Source organism: Paenibacillus mobilis, from assembly GCF_058267595.1.
In genome coordinates this window covers 85,854-108,977 of sequence record NZ_JBZCMS010000009.1, presented here as the reverse complement: position 1 = coordinate 108,977, position 23,124 = coordinate 85,854, and the positions used below count along the sequence as shown (strand labels likewise).

The following is a 23,124-nucleotide window of genomic DNA, read 5'->3' as shown; positions in this document are numbered from 1 at the left end:
TAGGTAAAACTGAAAGGCCAAGGTGGACGCCGTTATGCCGTTTATTCAAACCTCGCTGTTCTCGGAAACGCTTGGTATCCGACCGGAGTTATTATACGGATATGAAGCAGGGAGGCGCTTATTTTACTTATTTGAGCGAAGAACCCCCCGGGCTGGTGTCCTATTTGTTTCCGCTGTCGCGGCGGAGCGGATCTTCGGTGATCCGGGGCAGCTGCAAGGCAGCGGCGACGATTTGCTGGCCCTTCTTCCGAAGGCGGCGGAATCTGGACGTATGCCCAGGCTCTATCAATGCTGCGGGACGGAGGATTTTCTCTACGAAGGCAACAGGATCTTCCTCCGTCATGCTGAGCGGGCAGGCCTGAAGGTGACTTATGAGGAAAGCCCGGGCGAACATGAATGGGGATATTGGGACCGTCAGGCCCGCCGGATGATGGAGTGGCTGCCGTGCCGGTAAACCCGGAGGCAAGCAGGCAAGCGGGCTGGCAAGTAAGCAGGCGAAGGCATGAAAGTTCCAAAAGGCAGGTTTGAATGCAGGCCTGAAGGCTTATGGGCCGTCCGTTTGTTTCGTTAAGGGATCTTTTTATAGCCTGTGGCCTCGGATCGGTCCCGCTTGGAGATCATGACCCGGCAAGGGGAGCATATGTTTTTAGAAATTTTTTTGCCAATCATTTGAAACGTTTCGATTTATGGACATTTAAAATGATTAAATATACAGAATTTTACTTGATTTATTTAAATAGAAACGATTCGAAAATAGGAGGAGAGGTACAGATGACCAACTGGCTCGTTACGGAGTATTTAAACAAAATGACGCTGGAAGAGAAGGTTGCCCAGCTGCTGCAGCTGGCGGTTCCTTTTTTTAAGGGAGCCAAGGACGGCGGCCAGATCACCGGACCGATGAAAAGCCTCGGCATTACGGAGGAGCAGATCGATAACGCCGGATCCGTGCTTGGCCTGGCCGGAGCAGACGAGGTTCTGGCGGTGCAGCAGGCGCATCTGGAGAACAACCGGCTTGGCATTCCGCTGCTGATCATGGCGGATATCGTGCACGGGTTCAAGACGATTTTTCCCGTGCCGCTTGCCATCGGCTGCTCCTGGGATCTGGAGCTTGCGGAGAAAAGCGCGGAAATCGCGGCCAGAGAAGCGGCCGTGTCAGGCATCCACGTAACGTTTGCCCCGATGGTCGATTTGGTCCGTGACCCGAGATGGGGACGCGTAATGGAGTCGACAGGGGAAGATCCGTACCTGAACTCGCTGTTCGCCCAAGCTTTTGTCCGCGGCTTTCAAGGCGACGATTTGCGGAACGAACGGAACCGCGTGGCGGCTTGCGTAAAACATTTTGCCGCATACGGCCTGGCAGAAGGCGGCCGGGATTACAACACGGTCGATTTGTCCGAGCTGAAGCTGCGCGAATCCTATTTGCCGGGCTATAAGGCGGCGCTGGAGGCGGGAGCCGAAATGGTGATGACTTCCTTCAACACGCTGGACGGCATTCCCGCCACCGGCAACCGCAAGCTGATGCGCAAGCTGCTCCGCGAGGAGTGGGGATTTGACGGCGTGCTGATCTCGGATTGGGGAGCGGTCAAAGAGCTGATTCCGCACGGCGTGGCGGAGGATGAACGTGAAGCGGCGCTGAAAGCGCTGCAGGCCGGGGTCGACATCGAAATGATGACCTCCTGTTATGTGCACCACCTCCCCGAGCTGGTTGCGGAGGGGGTCATCGAAGAGAAGCTGATCGATGAAGCGGTGCTGCGGATCCTGGAGCTGAAAGAGAAGCTGGGTTTGTTTGAACAGCCGATGCGCGGGGCGGATCCGGAGCTGGAGCGGACCGTCGTGTACAGCAGCGAGCACCGCGCCGTCTCCCGGGAGCTGGCGGCGGAATCGTGCGTGCTGCTGAAGAATGCCGGCGTGCTGCCGCTGGCCCGGCAGCAGCGTGTGGCGCTGATCGGGCCGTTTGCCGACAGCGGCGACATTCTCGGTCCGTGGTCCTGGACCGGATCGCAGGAGACGGCGGCGCGGCTTGGCGCCGCCATGCAGGCAGCCAGCGCTGAAGCTTCGAACGTGACGGTTGCCGCAGGCTGCGGCATCGACACGTTTGAGGAAGCGCTGGCGCAGGAAGCCGCCGCCGCTGCGGAGGCGGCGGACGTGATCGTGCTCGCGCTCGGCGAGGCGTCCGAGATGAGCGGCGAGGCCGGCAGCCGGGCCGATATCCGGCTGCCGCAGGCACAGCTGGAGCTGCTGCGGCGCATGAAGCAGCTCGGCAAACCGCTGGCGGTCGTGCTGTTTAACGGCCGCCCGCTGGACTTGAGCGGCGTCCTGGACGAAGCGGACGCCGTGCTGGAGGCCTGGTTCCCGGGCAGCGAAGGCGGTCTGGCGATTGCCGACCTGCTCTACGGCGACGTGAACCCGTCCGGGAAGCTGACGATGTCGTTCCCTTATTCGGCCGGTCAGATTCCGGTCTATTACAACCCTTTTAATACCGGCCGCCCGCAGGGCGCGCCGGATGTGCAGGTCCGCTACGTCTCGCAGTACCTGGACGTTCCGAATGAACCTTTGCTGCCGTTCGGCTACGGGCTGAGCTATACGACTTTTGCCTACGGACAGCCGGAGCTGACTTCGGCGACGTTAACGGCGGAGCAGCTGCTGCAGGTGTCCGTAACGGTCACCAACACGGGCAGCACGTCCGGTACGGAAATCGTGCAGCTCTATATCCGCGATATGGCGGGCGAAGTCGTCCGTCCGCTGAAGGAGTTGAAAGCCTTCCGCCGGGTTGAGCTGGCTCCGGGCGAAAGCCGCAAAATAAACTTTGAAATTAACGAAGCCATGCTTCGCTATTATCATAGCAACTTGTCCTTTGGCAGCGATCCGGGCGCTTTCAAGCTGATGATCGGCGGCAGCAGCTGGGACGTGCAGGAGGCCGATTTCCGTCTAGTTTAACTGATAGATAGGACCGATAAACAAAAGGCTTAGGCCGAAAGAGAGAGAAAAGGACGTGAGAAAGATGACAACTGTAACGGAATCCAAGCTGTCTCTCCGCAAGGGCGGACTTCAATTTGATTTCCTGGCCAGCGGAGACCTCCGCCAGGCAGCCGGCGGGGACTTCCTGATCAACCAGCTGACGGGCAACCCGGTGGACGGGGCGGCCGGAAACCTGTTCCTTAGAATTCACTCCCGGGACGGCATCGAAGCTTACCCGCTGCTTGGCAGCCGGTCGGCCAGCCGTTTCCGCCGTCTTGGGGATCGGCTGGTCTGGTCCGGCCGGATTGAGCACCCTGCGGCGGGAGCCGAAGGAGTGGGATATGAGGTTGTTTTTACGCTGACCGATCATGGGGTCTGGTTCTGGGACGTCCGGCTTCAAGGCAGCGGCACCGAGGTGGACGTCATTTACGGCCAAGACGTCGGCCTGGCCCATCCGGGCGCGGTGCGCAGCAATGAAGCATACATGTCCCAATACATCGATCACGCCGTGTTTAAGGACGAGGCCGGCAGTTATGCCGTTTGTTCCCGTCAGAACCAGCCGCAGGGCGGTTTATTCCCTTACCTGCAGCAGGGATCGTTGACCGGGGCGACCGGTTTCTCTACCGACGGCTTCCAGTTCTTCGGTTTGTCCTATAAAGAAACGGGCCGCCCGGAGAGCCTGTACCAAACCAGCCTGGCCAACGAAATTTACCAGTATGAATTTGCTTATACGGCATTGCAATCCGCCCGCAGCGTATTGAACGGCCAAGCCCGCTACGTGTTCTACGGATTGTTTAAGGATGACCATCCCTCCGCGATTACCGGGCTTGAACTTACAGATACCATCCGGCAAGCCTGGGAGGAAGCGGAACAAGACGCGCCGGCTCTTTTCGGGGGTGAGCCGGCGCCGCCCGGTTTGTCTTCGAATCCGCCGGGAACGATGGCGGCTATCGGAGCACCGCTGCAAACCCTCTCCATGCTGCCGGAGGAGCTGGACCTTCTGTTCCCGGTACGGAAACAGGAGGAGTTTGAAAACGGGCAGCTGTTAGCTTTTTTCACGGACACTTATGAGCATGTGGTCCTGAAGGAGAAGGAGCTGCGCGTAGAACGGCCGCACGGGCACATTCTGATGAGCGGAGACAACGCGCGGATGAATCCGGAGGTCATGACGACCACGTCGTATATGTACGGCATTTTTAACTCCCAGGTCGTTGTGGGGAATACGAATTTCAACAAAATGATGAGCAACGCGCGGAATGCCTTAAATGTGCAGAAAACGTCCGGCCAGCGGCTATACGCCGAATTGGACGGGGAATATCGCTTGCTCGCCATGCCTTCGCTGTTTGAAATGGGCTTCAACTATACGCGCTGGTATTATAAAACGGCTTCCGAGACGTTTATCGTCACGAACTACACGACCGTAGATTCTCCGGAGGTGCGCCTGCACGTTCGTTCCGCAAGCGGCGCAGCGTACCGCTTCTTGATCAGCAGCCAAATCACGATGAACGTCAATGAATATGAAGTTCCGTTTGTAATGGAGCAGGCTGGCGATTCCGGCATGCTGATCTTCCGTGCAGACGCAGGTTCCCTAAGCGCAGGCGTTTATCCGCAGCTGCAGTACCGGATGAGCCTGGCCGGAGCCGCATACCGTCTGGGCGATGAGCGGGTGTTGACCGAAGGCGCGGAAACAGGCAGCGCTTCGCTGGTCGTGCAGGAGCTGGAACCGTCTGCGGAATGGACGCTTACCCTGCAGGGGCTGCTAAATGGCGGAGAAATGCCGGTGACGGATCGTCCGGCGGAAGAGGAAATCCGCAAATACCGGGAGTTCTTCGCCGAGGTCATGAACGGCTTCCTGCTGAAGGGCGCTTCCGGACGGGAAGAAGGATTGTTTAAGGTTAACGCGCTTGCGTGGTGGTATACGCACAACATGCTCGTGCATTATTCCGTTCCGCACGGGCTGGAGCAATACGGCGGTGCCGCCTGGGGAACGAGGGACGTCTGCCAGGGACCGGTGGAATATTTTATGGCCACCCATCATTACGGGCAGGTCCGCGATATTTTGAAGACCGTGTTCTCCCATCAATATGAAGACGACGGCAATTGGCCGCAGTGGTTCATGTTTGACGGGTACGCCAATATCCAGCAGGAAGAAAGCCATGGCGATATTATCGTTTGGCCGCTGAAGGTCATCGGCGATTATTTGACGGCCACCGGCGATTTTGCGCTGCTGGACGAACGGGTTCCTTATACGCGCAAGCACAGCTTCGACTTTACGGAGACGGGCGCTTCGGTCCGCGAACATGTGAAAAAGGAGATCGGGTACATCCGGGAGCATTTCCTGCATGACACGTATCTCTCTTCCTACGGGGACGGCGACTGGGACGACACGCTGCAGCCGGCTAACGCGCAGCTCAAGCAGTACATGGTCAGCAGCTGGACGGTGGCGCTTACTTATCAGGCCGTAACCCAGCTGTCCAAGGTGCTGGAGGAGACGGATCCGCAGTGGTCCGCCGAACTGAAGGAGCTGGCGGGCGGAATCCGGCGCGATTTCAACCAATATATGCTGGGCACCGAGGTTATCCCGGGTTTCCTGTATTTTGAGAACCCCGAAGAAGCCCAGCTGATGCTTCATCCTACGGATGAGGAAACCGGCATCCAATACCGGCTGCTTCCGATGACCCGGAGCATGATCAGCGAGCTGCTGACGCCGCAGCAGATGAAAGCCCATTACGAACTTATTCAGGAAAAGCTGCTGTGCCCGGACGGCGTGCGGCTGATGAACCGGCCGGCCCAATATGTCGGCGGGGTCAGCGTGCATTTTAAACGTGCCGAGCAGGCGGCCAACTTCGGCCGGGAAATCGGCCTGCAGTACGTGCATGCGCATATCCGCTACGTGGAAGCGATGGCGAAGATCGGCCAGCCGGAGCAGGCCTGGAACGGCCTTGCCGCCATCAACCCGATCGGGATCCGGGAAGTGGTGCCGAATGCGGCGCTTCGCCAAAGCAACGCTTATTTCAGCAGCTCCGACGGGGATTTCAAAACCCGATACGAGGCTCAGGAACGTTTTGGCGAGCTGCGGGAAGGCAAAGCACAGGTCAAAGGAGGCTGGCGCATTTATTCCAGCGGCCCCGGCATCTACATGAACCAGCTGATCTCCAGAGTGCTGGGCATCCGTGAGGAAGGCGGGGACCTGATCGTCGATCCGGTACTACCCGCCGAGCTGGACGGCGTTTCGTTCGACTTCGAATACGGGGGCGCACCGGTGACCTTTGTTTACCGGATTCGGGAAGGCGCGGTCAGCCGCGTGACGGTCAATGGTCAGGAAATTGCCGGCGAGCGGATTTCGAACCCCTACCGGACCGGAGGTTTGCGGGTGAAAGCGGAGGAATTTGACCGCTGCCGGATTCCTTCCGGCGGCGGCCGTACGGTTGTAGAGATTCAAATGTAAACCAAATGCAAGCCCGCAGATTAGGGGCCTCAAGGCCTTTGGCGTGGCTGGCGTTGGTGTTGGCGCAACGATGGCATCAAAGGAAAAGCCCGCTCACGTGAAACTTCAGTCTTCCGTGGGTGGGCTTTTTGCCGTTTATCATTTTCGCATTAGATCTTCAATTCCTGATGTTTAATCTTGGCGCATTCGACCTGAATGGTCGTGTGTTCGATACCGAATTTGTCCTTGAGCCGGTTGATGGCCTGCTGCAGGACATCCTGATATTTCTGCTCTTCGCCGATCAGCAGGTGGCAGCTCAGCGCATCCAGCCCGGAGGTGATGCACCAGATATGCAGGTCGTGGACATTGACGACGCCGTCGATGCTTTCAAGCTCGGCTTTCACCTCTTCCTGGTTGACCGTATTCGGAGTGCCCTCCATCAGGATATGAACGGAATTCTGAATGACGCCCCAGCCGCTCTTTAGAATGAGCAGGGCCACGACAACCGAGATGATCGGATCGGCGATATACCAGCCGAAGGCGTACATCAAAATACCGGCCACAATGGCGCCGACGGAACCGAGCGCATCTCCGAGCACATGGAGGTAGGCGCCGCGCATGTTCACGTTATTTTTCACATCACCTTTAGTCATCAGGGAAACGGCGCTGATCAGATTAGCAATCAGGCCGACGATAGCGATCAGCATCATGGGGCCGCTTCCTACTTCAGGCGGGTGAGCCAAGCGGCCGACCGCTTCCCATACGATCAGACCGGCAATAACGAACAAGGCAATGCCGTTCAGCAGGGCGGCCAAAATTTCAAACCGGTAGAAGCCGAACGTTTTATCCGGTGTTGCCGGCCTGGAAGAGAACTTGAAGGCGATCAGGCTGAGCAGCAGAGCCGCCACATCGCTCAGCATATGGCCTGAATCGGACAGCAGCGCCAAGCTGTTGGTGAACAAACCGCCGAAAAATTCCAGCAGCAGGATGACGGAGGTTGTGATTAAAGCGATTGTCAGTCCTTTGGAATTTCCGTTCCTGAGCTCTTCGAAATGCTGGTGGGAGTGGCTGTGGGAATGACCGTGCTGGTGACTATGACTATGAGTATGGCTGTGTTGGCTGTGTTGCTCCATGCTAAACGACCTCCAGACCGCATTGGATATGGCTTAAAACCTGGTTCAGAATCGTGATAACGTGTTCGTCTTCGTAAGTGTAATATAAAGTGTTTCCCTCCCGTCGAAACTTGACCAGCCGCAGGCTGCGCAGAAAGCCGAGCTGATGGGAGACGGCGGACTGAGTCAGGTTAAGCACTTCCGTAATATGATTGACCGAACATTCTTCCTGGGAGAGCAAATATAAAATTTTAATCCGGGTCGGATCGCCTAGCGCCTTAAAAATTCTTGAAGCCCGATCGACCGTATCTTCCGTTAAAAAGGCGTGGTCCTGCTGTTTCATGATTTCCGTTCACCGCTTTCGGTCGAGTTTGTTGGATTAAGATACCCTTTGATATTTATAATCTGTCCATTCGTTTTTTGGTTGTCTTATATATGAGCATATGCTCATATATAGTGTATGATAGTAAAGGCGAAATTGTCAAAAGAAGTTAAGCCGTTCCCCTTTTTCTGACACAAGTTGTCATAGGAAAAAAGAACGAACCGGGAGAAATGGACTTACCGACGGTCAATTCGATAGTTACTTCAGTCTTATCCGAAGTGGGACTAATGAATCAAAATGTAAAAAATACAGATATTTTCCAATATTCATGCTTGTGCTTCCATTTTTATGCAATTATACTGACTTTAATTCAAACAAGCTATCGTCAATTCTATTCATAACCTGACAGATTAAATTGGCTGTCAAGTGTTATCCACCTCTATTCGCCACTCCTACGATCTGCTCCTGTCTGATTTTCTCCTAACGGAGCCTGCGGGTTCATGGACAAGAAGCCAGGATCCCTGCACATTAACGTATTCCCTGATCACCAACTTAAATATCCTAGCTAGTCCATTCCAAACTTATTGCTTTCGCCTTGAATTTGAGGTTTCTCTGAAAGGAGGTGATGCTTCTTTAGGAAAAATTTTCGAATGTTTCAGGTTTATTTGAGGTCAGCAGACTGAAGAGGCAGTAAAAAAATTCATCTAAATTCCTAGTAAAAGGAGCGGTGAAGTTTGGTTAATCGAAACAGGTTGAACAAGCATTTTTCGATCGGAATGACGATGCTGCTAACATTTTCGCTTATCACGCCCTTTAATCCGGCAAGCGCAAAATCTGCTGACTATTTCAGCTTGAGAAACACCCATGTAGAAACGCAGGCCGTGAAAGTGGATCCCAAACTCAACAAACAATTTGATCAATCGGAATATGTCACCTATCTGGTGAAAATGAAGGAGCAGACGGACACGACCTCGGTATCCCGGCAGGCGATGCAAAAAGCTTCGCTGCAAAAGGCGACCCCATCCGCCGCCAAGCTGTCGGCCCGTTCGGCCGTCGTCAGCTCCCTCCGCGCAACCGCTTCGCAAACGCAATTTTCCCTTGAACAATATTTGGATGATGCCATGGAAGCAGGAAAGGTCAAAACTTATAAAAGCTACTTTATTGTGAACGCGCTTGCCGTCACCAGTACCAAGGAAGTGATGGAGGCCATCGCCAAACGGGGCGAGGTAGACAAAATCCTGCCGGATGAAACCCGGTATTTGCAGGATACGACGGTGACGCCAACCCTTGAAAAACCGGCGGCCGCCGTGCAGACGCCAAGCGGCAGCGCTCCCCAATCAGGCGCTGCGGCGGACAAGGACAAAGGGAGCGCAGGCGGGAAAAACGGCGCAGCGCCTGCGGCCTCCTCAGCCCCGGCCGCTCCTGCTCCGGGCACCTCGAAACCCGGATCGTCCAGCGGAATTTCGCTTGGCGTTCAAACGGGACAAGACACCAAAACTTCACAAAGCGGCAGCGGCAAATCGCCAACCGCAGACGACCCTAACGTAGAATGGAACATTGAGCGTGTGAACGCTCCGGAAGTATGGGCCAAAGGCATCGACGGCACCGGCATTGTGGTGGCGAGTCTCGATACGGGAGTCGATTATACGCACCCGGCGCTGGAACGAAAATGGCGCGGCCTGGACGCGAACGGCAATATCGTTCACCCTGAGCTGAGCTGGTATGACGCCTACAGCGGGGATCCGCTGCCGAATGACAACGAAGGACACGGCACCCATACGATGGGAACCATGGTGGGTTCCGAAGAAAACGGCACCAACAAAATCGGCGTAGCGCCGGGAGCCAAGTGGATTGCCGTACGGATTTTTAATCCGGATACGACGGACAGCATCATTTTGGACGGAGCCCAGTGGCTGATGGCTCCGGTGGACGATGAAGGCAACCTGCATCCGGAGCTGGCTCCGGACGTGGTGAACAACTCCTGGGGAGGCGGCCCCGGGCTGGATGAATGGTTCCGGCCGACGGTTCAGGCTTGGCGGGACGCCCAGATTTTTCCGGAGTTCTCTGCCGGCAACACGACCTTGACCAATCCCGGCGGTCCGGGCTCCGTAGCGAATCCGGCCAACTATCCGGAGGCTTTTGCTACCGGGGCAACCGACATCAATGATCAGCTTGCGGATTTCTCGCTGCAGGGGCCTTCGCCATACGGCGAAGTCAAACCGGAGGTTTCCGCGCCTGGCGTCAACATCCGTTCTTCCGTCCCTGGCGGATATGAAGGGGGCTGGAACGGGACCTCCATGGCAGGCCCTCACACGACGGCTATTGCGGCCTTGCTGCTGCAGGCCAACCATTCTTTAACGGTGGATGACCTGGAGAACATCCTGATGGACACGGCGGTGCCAAGAACCGACGGCCAGTTCCCGACTTCTCCGAATAACGGGTACGGACACGGCATTGTAAATGCGCTTGACGCCGTCGGCTCCGTCCTGGAGGGCATAGGCTCCGTTTCCGGGAAAGTGAGCACGGGCGGGGACGATACGGAAGAGCCGGTGATCGAACATACGCCGGTAACGGCTGCGTTCGTCGGCTCCGATCTTCCGATCACCATCCATGCGACGGATGACGTCAGTATCCTGAACGTAGACGTTTATGCCAGAACCAAAGGAATGTCCAATTACGTGTATATTCCGGCAGAACGGGTTTCCGGCGACTACAAAGACGGCGTTTATGCCGCGTCCATCCCTTCTTTCCTCGTACAGCCTGCAGGACTGGAATATTATATCCGCGTCAATGATTACGGCAACAACGGATATGATTCGGAAATTTATCCGGTAGAAGTCAGCAGCGGCGTCAAAGCGGGTTATGTGGAGGATTTTGAAAACGGTTTTGTCGGCTTCTCGACAGGCGGCGCAGGGAAACCTTGGGAGTGGGGAACACCGGTCAGCGGTCCGGGATCGGCGGCTTCCGGAGACAAGGTGTTTGCTACCAACCTGACCGGCACCTATGCGGCGGGCTCTAATTCGTACCTGCTCGCTCCTCCTATTGATCTTACCGACAGCGAGAGCGGAGCGCTTGTTTCGTTCAAGCAATGGTACGACATCGAGGATAATTTCGATTCCGGCACCGTGTATTTGGCCTCCGAAAGCACCGGGAATGAATTCGTGCCGGTGAACCGGTTTGACGGCCAAAGCGGCGGCTGGAAAACGCAGTACCTGGACCTTACGCCGTACAAGGGCGAAACCGTTTCGGTTTTGTTTGACCTTGTGAGCGATGGCGGCGGCCAGGCGGCCGGCTGGTATATCGATGATTTTAAAGTGGAGGATCTCGATCAAACGCCTCCTTTGGCGCCAACCGGGCTGACCGCATCGGCGGACATTCTGGGGAATGTAAGCTTGACCTGGACCGCTCCGCAGGATGAGGACCTTAAACAGTTCAAGATTTATCGTTCCGAGAACGATAACGCAAGTTATGAAGAGATCGGCACCTCGCAGGAGCCGGGTTATGTGGATACTTTATCGGCGACGGACGCCACCTATTATTACAAAGTGGCAGCCGTTGATTACAGCGGCAATACGGGGCCAGACTCAAATGAAGTTTCCCTGGACATTCATGCCCCTGAGGTCGTCTATAGCGATTCCTTTGATTCGGACAGCGATAACGGCTGGACGCATTCCGGAACGCAGGATGAATGGGAGCGGGGAACGCCAAACGTTCCTCAGCTGCAGGCAGCCGCTTCCCCGCCGAATGTATGGGGAACCGACCTCGACGGGAGTTATGAAAACGGCGCAAACGCTTCTCTTTATTCGCCGGTTATTGATTTGACCAATGTTCCCGAAGCTGTTCTGCTGTTTAACAACTGGTATGCGATAGAGGCCGGTTACGATAATGCCTACGTGGAAATTACCCGCGACGGCGGAGCTACCTGGAACGAGCTGACCGGCTTTACCGGAGCTAACGACGGCACGCATTGGACACCTGTGATCTCCGATTTGACGGAATACGCCGGTTCCAGCGTTCAGATCCGCTTCCGGCTTACTTCGGATGGCAGCGTGACTTTCCCGGGCTGGTACTTGGACGACTTCCGCATCCTGGCGGTCTCCTCGCCGGAAGGCGCTTCCCGGGACCGGATGGTCGAAGCGAAACCGGAATCGGTTAAAAATCCTTCCGTAGAACCGTTGTTCAAGCGGACGGTAACGGATCAGAAAACCTTTGAGCAGCAGGCAAAATCCGCTGCCCATGCTGAACACGCGGTTTCATCCGGTGTTTCGGCCCGGCCTGAAGGCGGCGCCGTGGATATCGGCATTCAAAGTTTGCCAACCAGCGCAACCGTCACGGTTCTTGAAACCGGCCGATCGGTAAATACGGATCCGGCCTCAGGCAAATACAGCCTGACGCATATAGCGGGCGATTATAACCTGAAGGCGGAAGCCTACGGTTATTACCCGCAAACCAAACCGGTGACCATTGCAGACGGCGAAACCGCCAAAGTCAATTTCAGCCTGGAGCCGATCCCTAGAGGAGTGGTGCATGGCGTGGTCACGGATGAACGCACGGGCGAGCCGATTGCGAATGCCCGGGTACTGGCCGTGGAGGATACGAAAGTAGCCCCGGCGCAAACTGCCGAAGACGGCAGCTTTACTTTGACTTTGCTTGAAGGAACCTACAGCCTGTTGGTACAAGCGGGCGATTATTACTCCAAAACCGAAACGGTCACCGTCGCCGGGAACGACAGCACCCAGATTGAGGTAAGCCTGAAGCCGTTTGTCGGCATTGAAGGTGAACTGGCCTATGACGACGGAACCGCGGAAAACGCCTGGGCGTTTAACGCCGGCGGCAACGCTTGGGGCATCCGCTTTACGCCGGATTCCGAAGCGGCAATGATTACCGGCGCACGGCTTGTCTTCTGGGATGAAACGTTCCCGTCTCCGGGCGGCACGGCTTTCCAATATGCCGTGTATGACGCAACCGGTGCTGATGGTGCTCCCGGCAACCTGGTAGCGGGCCCATTCGATGCGACCGCCCTTCGGGACGAAACGCAGTGGACGGAGGTAGAACTGCCGCAGCCGGTTACGGTTCAGGGCGACTTCTACATCGTGTACATTCAGCCGGCCGCGGGCGGTGCTTCCCCGGCGCTTGCTACGGACGAAGATACGGAAGCGACCGGACGCGCTTGGGAACGGGTGAGCGGAGTTTGGGCCCCGTCCGCCGTAGAAGGCAACTTTATGGTCCGGGCCGAAGTCAAATACGCGGTTAATGCGCCTGTTATTTTGACGCCGGTTACCGCCTCTTACACAAATGCGGCCGATTTGACCGTTACCGGGACTTCCACTGCGGAAGGCTCCGAGATTACGATCTACAATGACGATACGGCTGCAGGAACCGGCGTTATTGAAAACAAGGCCTTCAGCGTTCCCGTTACGCTGCATCCTGGCAGCAACACCTTAACCGCAGAGGCCGAGGTGAACGGGAAAGCAACCGACCGTTCGGAACCGGTCGTGATCACGCTGGATCAGACGGCGCCTGAGCTGGTTGTAACCACGCCGGCTGAAGGCACGTTGATGAACGGCGAAGTCGTGACGGTTACCGGCACAACGTCCGACGAGAACTTTGACGCCTTGCTCGTGAACGGACAGCCGGTGGAGCGGAACAGCGATGGCAGCTTTACCTCAAAACTTATCGTGGAAGAAGGAGATAATACGATTACCGTTACGGCCCGGGATTTGGCCGGCAACGAAACGACGGAAGTGCGCACCGTTCATGTCAGCACGGCTCTGCCGGAGCTGACGAATATGGAGCCTTCGCAAGACGTGCATATTGCTTCCGGAGAGCCGGTGACCGTTTCGTTTGACAGCGTGCCTGGCTTGACGGCTTCCTTCCGAATCGAACTACCGCTGCCTATGAGCACTTTTGCCCGCGGCGGCGTGGTCATGACGGAAACGGAGCCGGGACATTATGAAGGCACCTATTCAACGCCTGCTTCCTTGCAGCTGGACGGCGGCGTAATCGTCATCACGGCGTCTGATGCCGCAGGCAATGAGGTTGAAGCCGAAGCTCCAGGCAAACTTTATGTGGGTGAAACGGACGGCGGAAATCCCGGCGAACCAGGGGATCCCGGAAACCCTGGAAACCCAGGTGACCCAGGTGACCCAGGAGATCCGACTCCTCCAGCCAACCTGCCTCCGTTAGCGGTGATCGAGGCTGCCGACCATGGCGACAAGAAGGAAAAAATCACATTCAGCGCCGCCGGTTCCAGTGATCCTGACGGCAGAATCGTCAAATACCAATGGGATTTCGGCGACGGCAATACCGCTACCAAGCAGTCTGCCTCCCACAAATTCAGCCATAAAGGCTCGTACACGGTAACGCTGACCGTTACGGACGATAAGGGGGCAAAAGCGACGGCGGAGCATGTGATTGTGATCCGATAACAAGGATTGCGTTTCGGTGAATATTTTTTCGGAAGAAGCACCCGTTCAGGTTTCGGCCTGAACAGGTGCTTTTTTTAACCTTATGTTATACTCAAACTGAATTTTAAAGAGGAACGATAAGCGGTGAAGGAAAGGGAGAACCCGTTATGAAAAAACTACTGGTCGCGGACGACGATGCCCATATCCGTACCCTGCTCAGGCATTTTCTGACTGCGGAGGGCTACAGCGTGGTTGAAGCCAAAGATGGGCTGGAGGCTGTGGACAAGCTGGCGGCCGAGGACCTCGATCTGGCTGTGGTCGATGTCATGATGCCCAAAATGGATGGACTTGAATTGTGCGGCTATATTCGGGAGAACTACGATATTCCGGTCATTCTGCTGACAGCCCGGGAGCAATTGGCGGACAAAGAGCAAGGTTTCCGCCACGGTACGGATGACTATGTAACGAAACCTTTTGAGCCGGAGGAGCTGCTGTTCCGCATCCAGGCATTATTCCGGCGTTATTCGCTGGCTTCGAAAGAACGCATCAGGCTGGGCCCGCTGATGATCGACCGCAGGAATTACGAAATCCGGGACGGGGATGCGGTCATGCTGCTGCCGCGCAAGGAATTTGAGCTGCTTGCGCAGCTGGCCCAATTTGCCGGACGTTTATTCGGAAGGGATGAGCTGATCCGTTTAGTTTGGGGCGGCGATTACGCAGGCGACGAGCGGACGGTGGACGTCCATGTGAAACGGCTGCGTCAGCGTTTTGCGGATTATGAGCCTATCTTTCATATTCAAACGGTACGGGGGCTTGGTTACAAGCTGGACGTTTCCGAAGGGAACAAAAATCCGGACTGAGGCTGCCCCGCAGTCTAAAGATTGGAGCTGCAGGCCAATGAAATCTTTATACCTACGCATCTGTATGGTCACGCTGTCTACCATTATCGTCAGCAGCCTGTTCGGATTTATGGTATCCAACATTTATTATCATGCCAAACTGAAGCCTTACAATGACGTCAAGCTTTCCCGCATGCTGGACCAGGTCCGGTCGTTTCTGGAACAGGAGGCTGCGGGCGCGGCGGGTTTGCCAGAGCCGGGCATAACCTCTGACGCGGACAAATACCTGCAGAGCGTGGGAGCGCTGGGATACGAGCTGTATTTGACGGACGGGGCCGGAGAGGAAAGTTACTATGGTGGAAAATTCCGGATCACTGATCTCAAGGAGCAGCAGGTAAAGTCGGTTTTGGCCGGACAAGCCTATCACGGGGTTGCCGATTTTCCCGGCGGCCCGCTGATTACCGGCTTCTTCGAGAACAGGCTCAGCAATACGGTAGGCGCCGGGGTCACGATCGCCGGGCGAAATTATGCGCTGTTTATGCGGCCGGATACGGAAGCGCAGTTCGGTGAGCTGCGGAGCTTTTTTGCGATGATCCTCCTGTTTACGGTCCTGTTCAGCATCCTGCTGTTTCTGATCGCAACGGGGCATGTCGTTCGTCCGGTCACCCGGCTGACGGAAGCGACCAAAGCGATCGCCAGCGGACGGTACGACATCAAGCTGTATACCAGACGCCGCGATGAAATCGGGCAGCTCGCCGCCCATTTTGAGAAAATGAGCCGGGAGATCCAACGTTCCGACCAGTCGCGCAAAGAATTCGTGTCCAATGTTTCGCATGAAATCCAGTCTCCGCTGGCTTCCATTCAGGGATTTGCGGCCGCCCTAAGGAAGCAGGAGTCTTCGCCGGAAGAGCAGGAGCATTATTTAAGCATCATCGAGCAGGAAACCCGGCGTTTATCCTCTCTGAGCAAACAGCTGCTGACCCTGTCCATGCTGGATGACAAACAGGCGGAAGGTTTCGCGGCGGAGCCGGTCCTTTTGCGGGAGCAGCTGAGACAGGCCGCCCAGGTGCTGGAATATCCGCTGGCCGAGAAGGAGATTGCACTGCTGCTTAACGTGCCGGAGCTGACGGCTGCCGGAAACGGCGGACTGCTGTACCAGGTCTGGATGAATCTGCTGGCAAATGCGGTGAAGTTTACGCCGAGCGGCGGGACGATCAAAGTCCGGGCCTGGAAAGAAGGCGAATGGTGCAAGGTCGCGGTAACGGATTCCGGAGAAGGCATCGCAGCCGAGGAGCTGCCGCTGGTATTCGACCGGTTTTATAAAACGGATAAATCAAGGGAACGTACGTCGAGCGGAACCGGTTTGGGGCTTTCCATCGTCCGTAAAATCATCACCCTGCATAAAGGCACGATCGAAGTGGAGAGCACCGTTGGGGAAGGCAGCACCTTTACCGTAACGCTCCCCGCATTTGTAAACTGAAATTCATATTCCGTTCATACAGGCTTCCTATACTGGGCACGTAAATTAGATACGCCAGGTAGGGAGTGAAACCGATATGTTTTTATCGATCAGGGAAATCCGGCATGCCAAGGCGCGTTATATGCTGCTGCTGGTTATTATGCTGCTGGTCACCTTTTTGGTTTTGTTTGTGACGGGTTTGGCCCGGGGGCTGGCTTACGCCAACGCTTCTTCCGTGGAAAATATGCCGGCCCGCTATTTTTTGCTTCAGCAGAATTCGGATAACCGCTTCAGCCGTTCGCAGCTGGATTCATCTTCGATTCAGCAGGCCCAGGCGGCGATTGGACAGGAGCATGCCACTTCGCTGGGCGTCCGCATGGGAACGATCACGGTTGACGGGGGCGTGTTAAAGACGGATATTGCCGTATTCGGAATCGATCCGGACGGTCTGCTGGCCCCCGAGGCTGCGGAAGGGACGCCGCTCCGCGCGGCAGGTGAAGGAGAAGTGCTGGCGGACAGCGGGCTCAAAGAGGCTGGCGTCAAGCTGGGCAGCCTGATCAAGGATCAAAGCAGCGGTTTATCCTGGAAGGTGGGCGGGTTCACGGACGACGCCTCCTACAGCCATGCTCCGGTCGTCTATATGAACTTGGCGGATTGGGGCAAGCTAAGCGGCGGGGCAGCGGTTTATAATGCCATTGCTGTCCAGGGTAACCGAGGAACGGCGGATGCCGCTGCCGCGACGCTGAAAGACGTGGATCTGATCACGAAAAAAGAGGCCATCTCCGCCATTCCGGGTTATTCGGCTGAACAGGCGTCCTTAACGATGATGATCGCCTTTTTGTTTGTGATCGCCGCTTTTGTGTTAACGGTGTTCGCTTATGTCATAACCCTTCAGAAAACAAGCCAATTCGGCGTGCTGAAAGCGATCGGCGTAAAAACCGGCTACCTGGCAGGCAGCGTCCTGCTGCAGATGGTGCTGCTGTCTGTGGTCAGCGTGGCGGTTGGCCTCGTCTTGACCTGGGGAATGGCGCTCGCGCTGCCTTCCGGCATGCCGTTTATGCTTGAACCGGGCGTAATGGCGGGAACTGCGCTGCTTATGATTGTTGTCTCTGCGGCCGGAGCTTTGGTGTCGGCGCTCAGGGTCGCCAAAATTGATGCGCTGGATGCGATCGGGAGGGTTGCCTGATGACAACGATGATGAAGCTGAACCGGGTAACCCGGACCTTTGGCGACGGCGATTCCACGATAACGATTTTGGACGAACTGTCTTTTGAAGTAAAAGAAGGGGAATTCGTGGCGGTGCTTGGGCCCTCCGGCTCGGGAAAAAGCACCTTCCTGTCCATCGCCGGGGCCCTGCTGACCCCGACCTCGGGCGAAGTTACGATCAACGGAAGGACGCTTGCGGGTTTGAACGGGCGGGAATTGTCCGATCTCCGCCTGCGGGAAATCGGGTTTATGTTCCAAAGCGCCAACCTGGTCCCTTATTTGAAGGTGGAGGAGCAGCTGCGGTTTGTCGCCAGGCTGGCCGGGATGGACAAACGCGAAGCCCGGCGCCGCGCGGGTGAGCTGCTGGAGCGGCTTGGACTGCGGCACCGCGCCGGTTTTTATCCGGAGAAGCTGTCCGGCGGCGAGAAGCAGCGGGCCGCGATTGCCCGCGCCTGGATGAATCAACCTTCCATCCTGCTGGCGGACGAACCGACGGCCAGCCTGGACGCCGCACGCGGCGATACGGTCGTGCGCATGATCGCCGATGAGGTGAAGGCGGAGCGTAAGGCGGCCGTCATGGTCACCCATGACGAGCGGATGCTCCATTATTGCGACAGGGTGCTGCATTTGCAGGACGGAAAGCTGGTCTAAGGACTAGGAGCTAAGGAGGCTTCAGGCAAGAGGCAGGAAGAAGGAAATAGAAAGCAGCTGGCTGCGCAAGTAAAGAAGACGTGTACTGGACGCGATCGCTTAAATGATCACGGCAGTCACGTCTTTTTGGCGTTCGAAGGGGTTTAATGGGACCGCGGCTCCTCTGGATCTTCATCTTTACTTTACTTTACTTCCGCGGCGTCCGGAGCGGTATTTTTGCGCAGCTGCTTGATGTCCTGCAGAGGCGGCAGCCCGAACAAACGCCGGTATTCCCGGTTGAATTGGGAGGCGCTTTGGTAACCCACCTTCAAAGCCGCAGAGCCTGCATCCAGGGAATCGGCCAGCATAAGGCGACGAGCCTCCTGCAGCCGGAGGTTTTTTTGATACTGCAAAGGCCCCATGGTGGTTACCGCATTAAATTTGTGATGGAATCCCGATACGCTCATGCTGCACAATTTGGCAAGCTCCTCCACGGTGAAGGACTCGGACAGATGGGTCCGGATCCAGGCGATCGCCCGGGCAATGCCGTTCTCCTGCCGGTCGAACAGCGCCTGCTGCAGGAACAGATGGCCGTAAGCCCCTGACAACATAATAAAAATCATTTCACGTTTGATAAGTTCGGATAAAAAAGGAGCATGCGCCGGTTTGCCTGTCAAATTCAGCAGCCGAATGAACAGCTCCAGCAGATCCGCATCGGATTTGCCGATAAAGGCTGCCGTGCTCAGCTTTTTATCCTTGGATTTTATGTGGATATCGGCTTCCATGATCACGGACGTAATTTCCTGAATCGTAAAATCGATCCGCAGGCCGATAAAAGGCGTTTCGGGCGTTGCCCGGATCACCTGGCCGGAGGCAGGCATGTCGATCATGGAAGCGACATAATCGCCGGCATGATAATACAAAACGTCGTCCCCAAGATGAAGAGTTTTGCTCCCTTGCAGAATAAGGCAAAAGGAAGGCGTGATGACGCCGGGCGTAAGAGGGGCGGGCCGGTGGCGTCTATGAATGGAAAGAAAAGGAATGATCGTTTCGGTCGGCCCTTCTTTGCGGGTTAGCTCCTCTGCCTTGGCTATAAGCAGGTTTAATAGATCTTGATGGTCTGGAACGTCCGTTATATCTGAATGCTGCAGCAAAGCTTCCTGTTGGAGCATGTTTTTCACCTTCCCTGTTGGATAACCGTTTGGCCGAGCCAATTGCACCTTTTCCCAGCCATTGAGCTCGCAACAAGCATAGCGCATTTCCGGACCAAATCCTATAGCTATCGATTGGGAAAAAACAAATACTTGCAGACTCAGGCAATTATTGTACAGGAATGGGTATAGTGAGCCTTCCGTTTTTACCGGATAATGTGGTTATACCTCCTTTAGTCGGGGGGAATAGCAGAGGGGAGGAAACAATACCATGGTTATTCATCGGCGCAAACTGGGCCGTCAAGGACTTGAGGTTTCTGCAATCGGTCTTGGTTGTATGGGCATGAGCCAATCCTACGGGCCTGCGGACGAGCAGGAATCCATAGCTACGCTGCACCGGGCCGTTGAACTCGGCTGCAACTTTTTTGATACGGCAGAGGGGTACGGCCCTTTTACCAATGAGGAGCTGCTTGGCCGCGCCTTTAAGGACCGCCGCGACCAGGTGGTGCTTGCCACCAAATTCGGTTTTCTTTTTAAGGACGGAAAACAGGTCGGCGCGGAAAGAGCCAGCCGCCCTGAACAGATCCGGGAAGCGGTAGAGGGCTCCCTTCGCCGTTTAAAAACGGAATATATCGACCTACTCTATCAGCACCGCGTTGATCCGGCAGTGCCCATGGAAGCGGTAGCCGGCACGGTCGGCGAGTTGGTTAAAGAAGGAAAAGTCCGGTATTTTGGGCTTTCGGAAGCCGGGATTGCGAACATTCGCCGGGCCCATGCCGTCCATCCGGTGTCCGCGCTGCAAAGCGAATATTCGCTCTGGGAACGCAATCTGGAGCCGGAAATCCTTCCGGTCCTGCAGGAGCTTGGCATTGGACTTGTCCCCTTCAGCCCGCTGGGGCGCGGTTTTTTGACGGGAGAGGTCAAACGGGCGGAGGAATATCCGGAAGGCGATTACCGCCGCCACGATCCCCGTTATCAGGGCGGAAATTATGAGGTTAACAAGAAGGCCGCGCAAATCGTTTTCGAGGTGGCAGCCGGGAAAAACGTGACGCCCGTGCAAATTTCGCTTGCCTGGCTGCTCCACAAGGGAGAGAACATCGTTCCCATTCCTGGGACCAAACGCCGTATATATATGGAAGAAAATCTCGCTGCCGCAGATGTTGAGCTGGATGCTTCCGAGATGAATGCGCTGGACGAAGCCCTGGCCCCTGATCAAATTTCAGGCCAGCGGTATCCCGATTGGGTGATGGCCACCATCGACCGCTAAAAACGGACGCATGTATCGACAGACGCCGGACGCCGGTTGCTAGAATGAGACAAAAGCAGAACCAAAGGAGGGAATTATCATGACCACAAAACAACAGCCGATCGGCTCCGGATTTGGAGCGGCTTCAACTACTGATGAGGTGCTTGCAGGCCTTGATCTTCACGGAAAAACGGCCATAGTCACGGGAGGTTATTCGGGACTTGGACTGGAAACCGTGCGGGCGCTCAGTTCCGCAGGAGCCGCGGTCATCGTGCCTGCGCGGGATTATGACCGGGCGTATAAGGCGTTAAAAGATATAAAGCGGGTAGAAATTGAACAGCTGGATCTGCTGGACCCCGCTTCGATTGACGGATTTGCCGAAAAATTTGTCGCTTCCGGGCGGCCTTTGCATATTTTGGTGAACAGCGCCGGCATCATGGCTTGTCCGCTTGCCAGAGATGCACGGGGATACGAATATCAATTTGCCACGAACCACCTGGGCCATTTTCAGCTGACCACCCGGCTTTGGCCCGCTTTGCGCCGGGCAGGCGGCGCCCGGATCGTATCGGTATCCTCTTTGGGGCACCGTTATTCCCCGGTCAATTTTGAAGATCCGAACTTTGAAAGAAGGGAATATGACCGCTGGGCGGCTTACGGACAGTCCAAAACCGCGAACATTTTGTTTGCGGTCGAATTGGACAAGAGGGGGAAAAAGGACGGCATCCGCGCTTTCGCGCTTCATCCGGGCAGCATTGTCAACACCGGGCTCGAAAAATATCTTACCCGGGAAGAGCTGATCGCCGGCGGCGTACTCGATGCGGACGGGGATCCGATTCTTGATCCGGCGAAGCAGTTGAAAACGGTTGAGCAGGGAGCCACGACAACTGTCTGGTGCGCGGTCCATCCGCAGCTTGACGGCAGGGGCGGCGTTTACTGCGAGAACTGCGACATCGCTCCGTTTATGCCGGTGTTTGAGGGAAAGACGGGGATGAGCGACGCGACCCGGTTAACCGGCGTAAAACCTTACGCCGTGGATCCCGAAGCGGCCGAGCGCCTCTGGAGCTTGAGCGAACGGCTGCTGGGCTGGGAACCTCTCGAGATTTGAATGTTTTTCAGGCTGCAGCCGCTCCCCCCGGGGAGCGGCTGTTTGCTGCGCGCGGCGTTAGCTGCGGAAACGGCCTCAAAATCTGACAGGCATCGCCGTTTTTTATGGATTTTATATGTCGTGATATTATAATCTTGTTGTCGCATTTTTCTAATATAAAAGCGCTTAACTTTGTGCTATTTTAAAGGTGGCTGTCAGAATAATATATATCGGAGGTAAAGCGAATGAGCGTCAGAGTCGGAATCATCAGCTATTGGCATGTACACGCCTGGGACTATACGAAACAGGCACAGGCGCATCCGGATGTAGAGATTGCCGCGGTATGGGATGAACTTCCCGAGCGGGGACAAGAGGCGGCCGGGCGGCTGGGCGTTCCTTTCATCGCCTCCCTGGGTGAGCTGCTGGGCCGGGAAGATATCGACGGCGTGATTGTCGTTACGCCGACCAACCGGCACCGCGAGGTTATGGTGGCCGCAGCGAAGGCGGGCAAACATATTTTTACGGAGAAAGTCATTGCCGCCACCACCCAAGAATTAAACGAAATTTTGCGGGAAGCGGAAAATCATAAGATCAAGTTTACGGTTTCCCTGCCCCGCTTGAACGATGGTTATACATTAGCCATCCAGGATATTTTGAGCCGGAACCCGATTGGGCAGATTACATACGTCAGAGTGCGCTTGTCGCACAACGGGGCAACGGCGGGATGGCTTCCGGAGCATTTTTACAATTTGGAACAGGCACAAGGCGGTGCGCTTATCGATTTGGGCTGCCACCCGATGTATTTGACGAACTTGTTCCTGAATCAGCCGATTACGGGCGTCAGCGCGAATTTTGGCTATGTGACCGGTAAGGATGTAGAAGACAACGCTGTAGCGACCCTTTACACGGCTTCCGGAGCGATCGGCGTCGTCGAAGCGGGCTTCGTCAACAATCATTCTCCGTTTACGATCGAGATTCACGGCACCGAAGGCACGCTGCTGTACGGAACGCCGGAACCGAAGCTGCTGCTCAAGACGAGCAGGGAAGTGGAAGGCGTAGATCCGAAGGCGAAGGAGAGCTGGGTAGAGCTGCCTCTTAAGCCTAACCGGGAAAGCGCCTTTGACCAGTGGGTGGCCCATATTCAGAAAGACACGGCAGCTTCGGAAAATATCGCGGCGGCCGCCCAGCTGACTTCGCTGATGGAAGCAGCCAACCTTTCGGCGGCGGAAAGACGGATCGTAACGCTGGAAGAACTGGACGGCTGATCGCTGCACTTTTTTAAT

The 23,124-nt window shown here is 55.9% G+C and carries 14 protein-coding genes; 11 read left to right on the top strand and 3 right to left on the bottom strand.

Going from position 1 to position 23,124, the window contains the following annotated elements:
• Positions 1-34: 34 nt before the first annotated feature.
• The 3 genes from AC3ZPD_RS16865 (at position 35) to AC3ZPD_RS16855 (ending at position 6,406) form a co-directional block, all read left to right on the top strand.
• The gene (locus AC3ZPD_RS16865) at positions 35-454 is read left to right on the top strand and encodes a hypothetical protein (protein ID WP_490985454.1); all 420 of its coding nucleotides are present in this window, start codon (positions 35-37) and stop codon (positions 452-454) included.
• Between the two features lie 317 nt (positions 455-771).
• Positions 772-2,937, top strand: a complete 2,166-nt coding sequence (bglX, locus tag AC3ZPD_RS16860) for a beta-glucosidase BglX (RefSeq protein WP_490985453.1) — start codon at positions 772-774, stop codon at positions 2,935-2,937.
• Between the two features lie 64 nt (positions 2,938-3,001).
• Positions 3,002-6,406, top strand: coding sequence for a GH36-type glycosyl hydrolase domain-containing protein (locus AC3ZPD_RS16855; RefSeq protein WP_490985452.1), 3,405 nt, complete (start codon positions 3,002-3,004; stop codon positions 6,404-6,406).
• A 149-nt stretch (positions 6,407-6,555) separates the two neighbouring features.
• Here the strand turns inward: AC3ZPD_RS16855 and AC3ZPD_RS16850 are convergent, their stop codons facing one another.
• Both AC3ZPD_RS16850 and AC3ZPD_RS16845 read right to left on the bottom strand, forming a co-directional pair.
• Positions 6,556-7,518 carry a cation diffusion facilitator family transporter gene (locus AC3ZPD_RS16850; protein ID WP_490985451.1) on the bottom strand — a complete coding sequence of 321 codons (963 nt, stop codon included), beginning with the start codon at positions 7,516-7,518 and terminating at the stop codon, positions 6,556-6,558.
• Position 7,519: 1 nt separating this feature from the next.
• Positions 7,520-7,840, bottom strand: coding sequence for an ArsR/SmtB family transcription factor (locus tag AC3ZPD_RS16845; protein ID WP_490985450.1), 321 nt, complete (start codon positions 7,838-7,840; stop codon positions 7,520-7,522).
• Positions 7,841-8,553: 713 nt separating this feature from the next.
• Here AC3ZPD_RS16845 and AC3ZPD_RS16840 point away from each other — a divergent pair.
• The 5 genes from AC3ZPD_RS16840 (at position 8,554) to AC3ZPD_RS16820 (ending at position 18,381) form a co-directional block, all read left to right on the top strand.
• Entirely contained in the window at positions 8,554-14,247 is a 5,694-nt protein-coding gene (locus AC3ZPD_RS16840) for a S8 family serine peptidase (protein WP_490985449.1), read from the top strand.
• A 146-nt stretch (positions 14,248-14,393) separates the two neighbouring features.
• Positions 14,394-15,086: a response regulator transcription factor gene (locus AC3ZPD_RS16835; protein WP_490985448.1), complete on the top strand. Its 693-nt coding sequence runs from the start codon at positions 14,394-14,396 to the stop codon at positions 15,084-15,086.
• Positions 15,087-15,123: 37 nt separating this feature from the next.
• Entirely contained in the window at positions 15,124-16,545 is a 1,422-nt protein-coding gene (locus tag AC3ZPD_RS16830; RefSeq protein WP_490985447.1) for a sensor histidine kinase, read from the top strand.
• Positions 16,546-16,621: 76 nt separating this feature from the next.
• Positions 16,622-17,710 (top strand): ABC transporter permease, encoded by a 1,089-nt coding sequence (locus AC3ZPD_RS16825; protein ID WP_490985446.1) that lies wholly within the window; start codon positions 16,622-16,624, stop codon positions 17,708-17,710.
• Entirely contained in the window at positions 17,710-18,381 is a 672-nt protein-coding gene (locus AC3ZPD_RS16820; RefSeq protein ID WP_490985445.1) for an ABC transporter ATP-binding protein, read from the top strand. Before AC3ZPD_RS16825 ends, AC3ZPD_RS16820 begins: the two co-directional genes overlap by 1 nt.
• Positions 18,382-18,563: 182 nt before the next feature.
• Here the strand turns inward: AC3ZPD_RS16820 and AC3ZPD_RS16815 are convergent, their stop codons facing one another.
• Positions 18,564-19,532 carry an AraC family transcriptional regulator gene (locus AC3ZPD_RS16815; RefSeq protein WP_490985444.1) on the bottom strand — a complete coding sequence of 323 codons (969 nt, stop codon included), beginning with the start codon at positions 19,530-19,532 and terminating at the stop codon, positions 18,564-18,566.
• Between the two features lie 256 nt (positions 19,533-19,788).
• On the opposite strand from AC3ZPD_RS16815, the gene AC3ZPD_RS16810 reads away from it, so the two are divergent.
• The 3 genes from AC3ZPD_RS16810 to AC3ZPD_RS16800 all read left to right on the top strand — a co-directional run bounded on the left by AC3ZPD_RS16810 (position 19,789) and on the right by AC3ZPD_RS16800 (position 23,106).
• A complete protein-coding gene (locus AC3ZPD_RS16810) occupies positions 19,789-20,778 on the top strand; it encodes an aldo/keto reductase (RefSeq protein ID WP_490985540.1) in 990 nt (329 codons plus the stop codon).
• A gap of 79 nt (positions 20,779-20,857) precedes the next feature.
• On the top strand, positions 20,858-21,862 hold the full coding sequence (locus AC3ZPD_RS16805) for an SDR family NAD(P)-dependent oxidoreductase (RefSeq protein WP_490985443.1): 1,005 nt from the start codon (positions 20,858-20,860) through the stop codon (positions 21,860-21,862).
• Positions 21,863-22,086: 224 nt separating this feature from the next.
• Positions 22,087-23,106, top strand: a complete 1,020-nt coding sequence (locus AC3ZPD_RS16800) for a Gfo/Idh/MocA family protein (protein ID WP_490985442.1) — start codon at positions 22,087-22,089, stop codon at positions 23,104-23,106.
• Positions 23,107-23,124: the final 18 nt, after the last annotated feature.

What these genes read in the sequence shown, in the direction of transcription:
- AC3ZPD_RS16845 (WP_490985450.1), bottom strand. Translation starts at nt 7,840, where the DNA reads ATGAAACAGCAGGACCACGCCTTTTTAACGGAAGATACGGTCGATCGG.
- AC3ZPD_RS16850 (WP_490985451.1), bottom strand. Translation starts at nt 7,518, where the DNA reads ATGGAGCAACACAGCCAACACAGCCATACTCATAGTCATAGTCACCAG.
- AC3ZPD_RS16820 (WP_490985445.1), top strand. Translation starts at nt 17,710, where the DNA reads ATGACAACGATGATGAAGCTGAACCGGGTAACCCGGACCTTTGGCGAC.
- AC3ZPD_RS16800 (WP_490985442.1), top strand. Translation starts at nt 22,087, where the DNA reads ATGAGCGTCAGAGTCGGAATCATCAGCTATTGGCATGTACACGCCTGG.
- AC3ZPD_RS16835 (WP_490985448.1), top strand. Translation starts at nt 14,394, where the DNA reads ATGAAAAAACTACTGGTCGCGGACGACGATGCCCATATCCGTACCCTG.
- AC3ZPD_RS16865 (WP_490985454.1), top strand. Translation starts at nt 35, where the DNA reads ATGCCGTTTATTCAAACCTCGCTGTTCTCGGAAACGCTTGGTATCCGA.
- AC3ZPD_RS16815 (WP_490985444.1), bottom strand. Translation starts at nt 19,532, where the DNA reads ATGCTCCAACAGGAAGCTTTGCTGCAGCATTCAGATATAACGGACGTT.
- AC3ZPD_RS16805 (WP_490985443.1), top strand. Translation starts at nt 20,858, where the DNA reads ATGACCACAAAACAACAGCCGATCGGCTCCGGATTTGGAGCGGCTTCA.
- bglX (WP_490985453.1), top strand. Translation starts at nt 772, where the DNA reads ATGACCAACTGGCTCGTTACGGAGTATTTAAACAAAATGACGCTGGAA.
- AC3ZPD_RS16855 (WP_490985452.1), top strand. Translation starts at nt 3,002, where the DNA reads ATGACAACTGTAACGGAATCCAAGCTGTCTCTCCGCAAGGGCGGACTT.
- AC3ZPD_RS16830 (WP_490985447.1), top strand. Translation starts at nt 15,124, where the DNA reads ATGAAATCTTTATACCTACGCATCTGTATGGTCACGCTGTCTACCATT.
- AC3ZPD_RS16825 (WP_490985446.1), top strand. Translation starts at nt 16,622, where the DNA reads ATGTTTTTATCGATCAGGGAAATCCGGCATGCCAAGGCGCGTTATATG.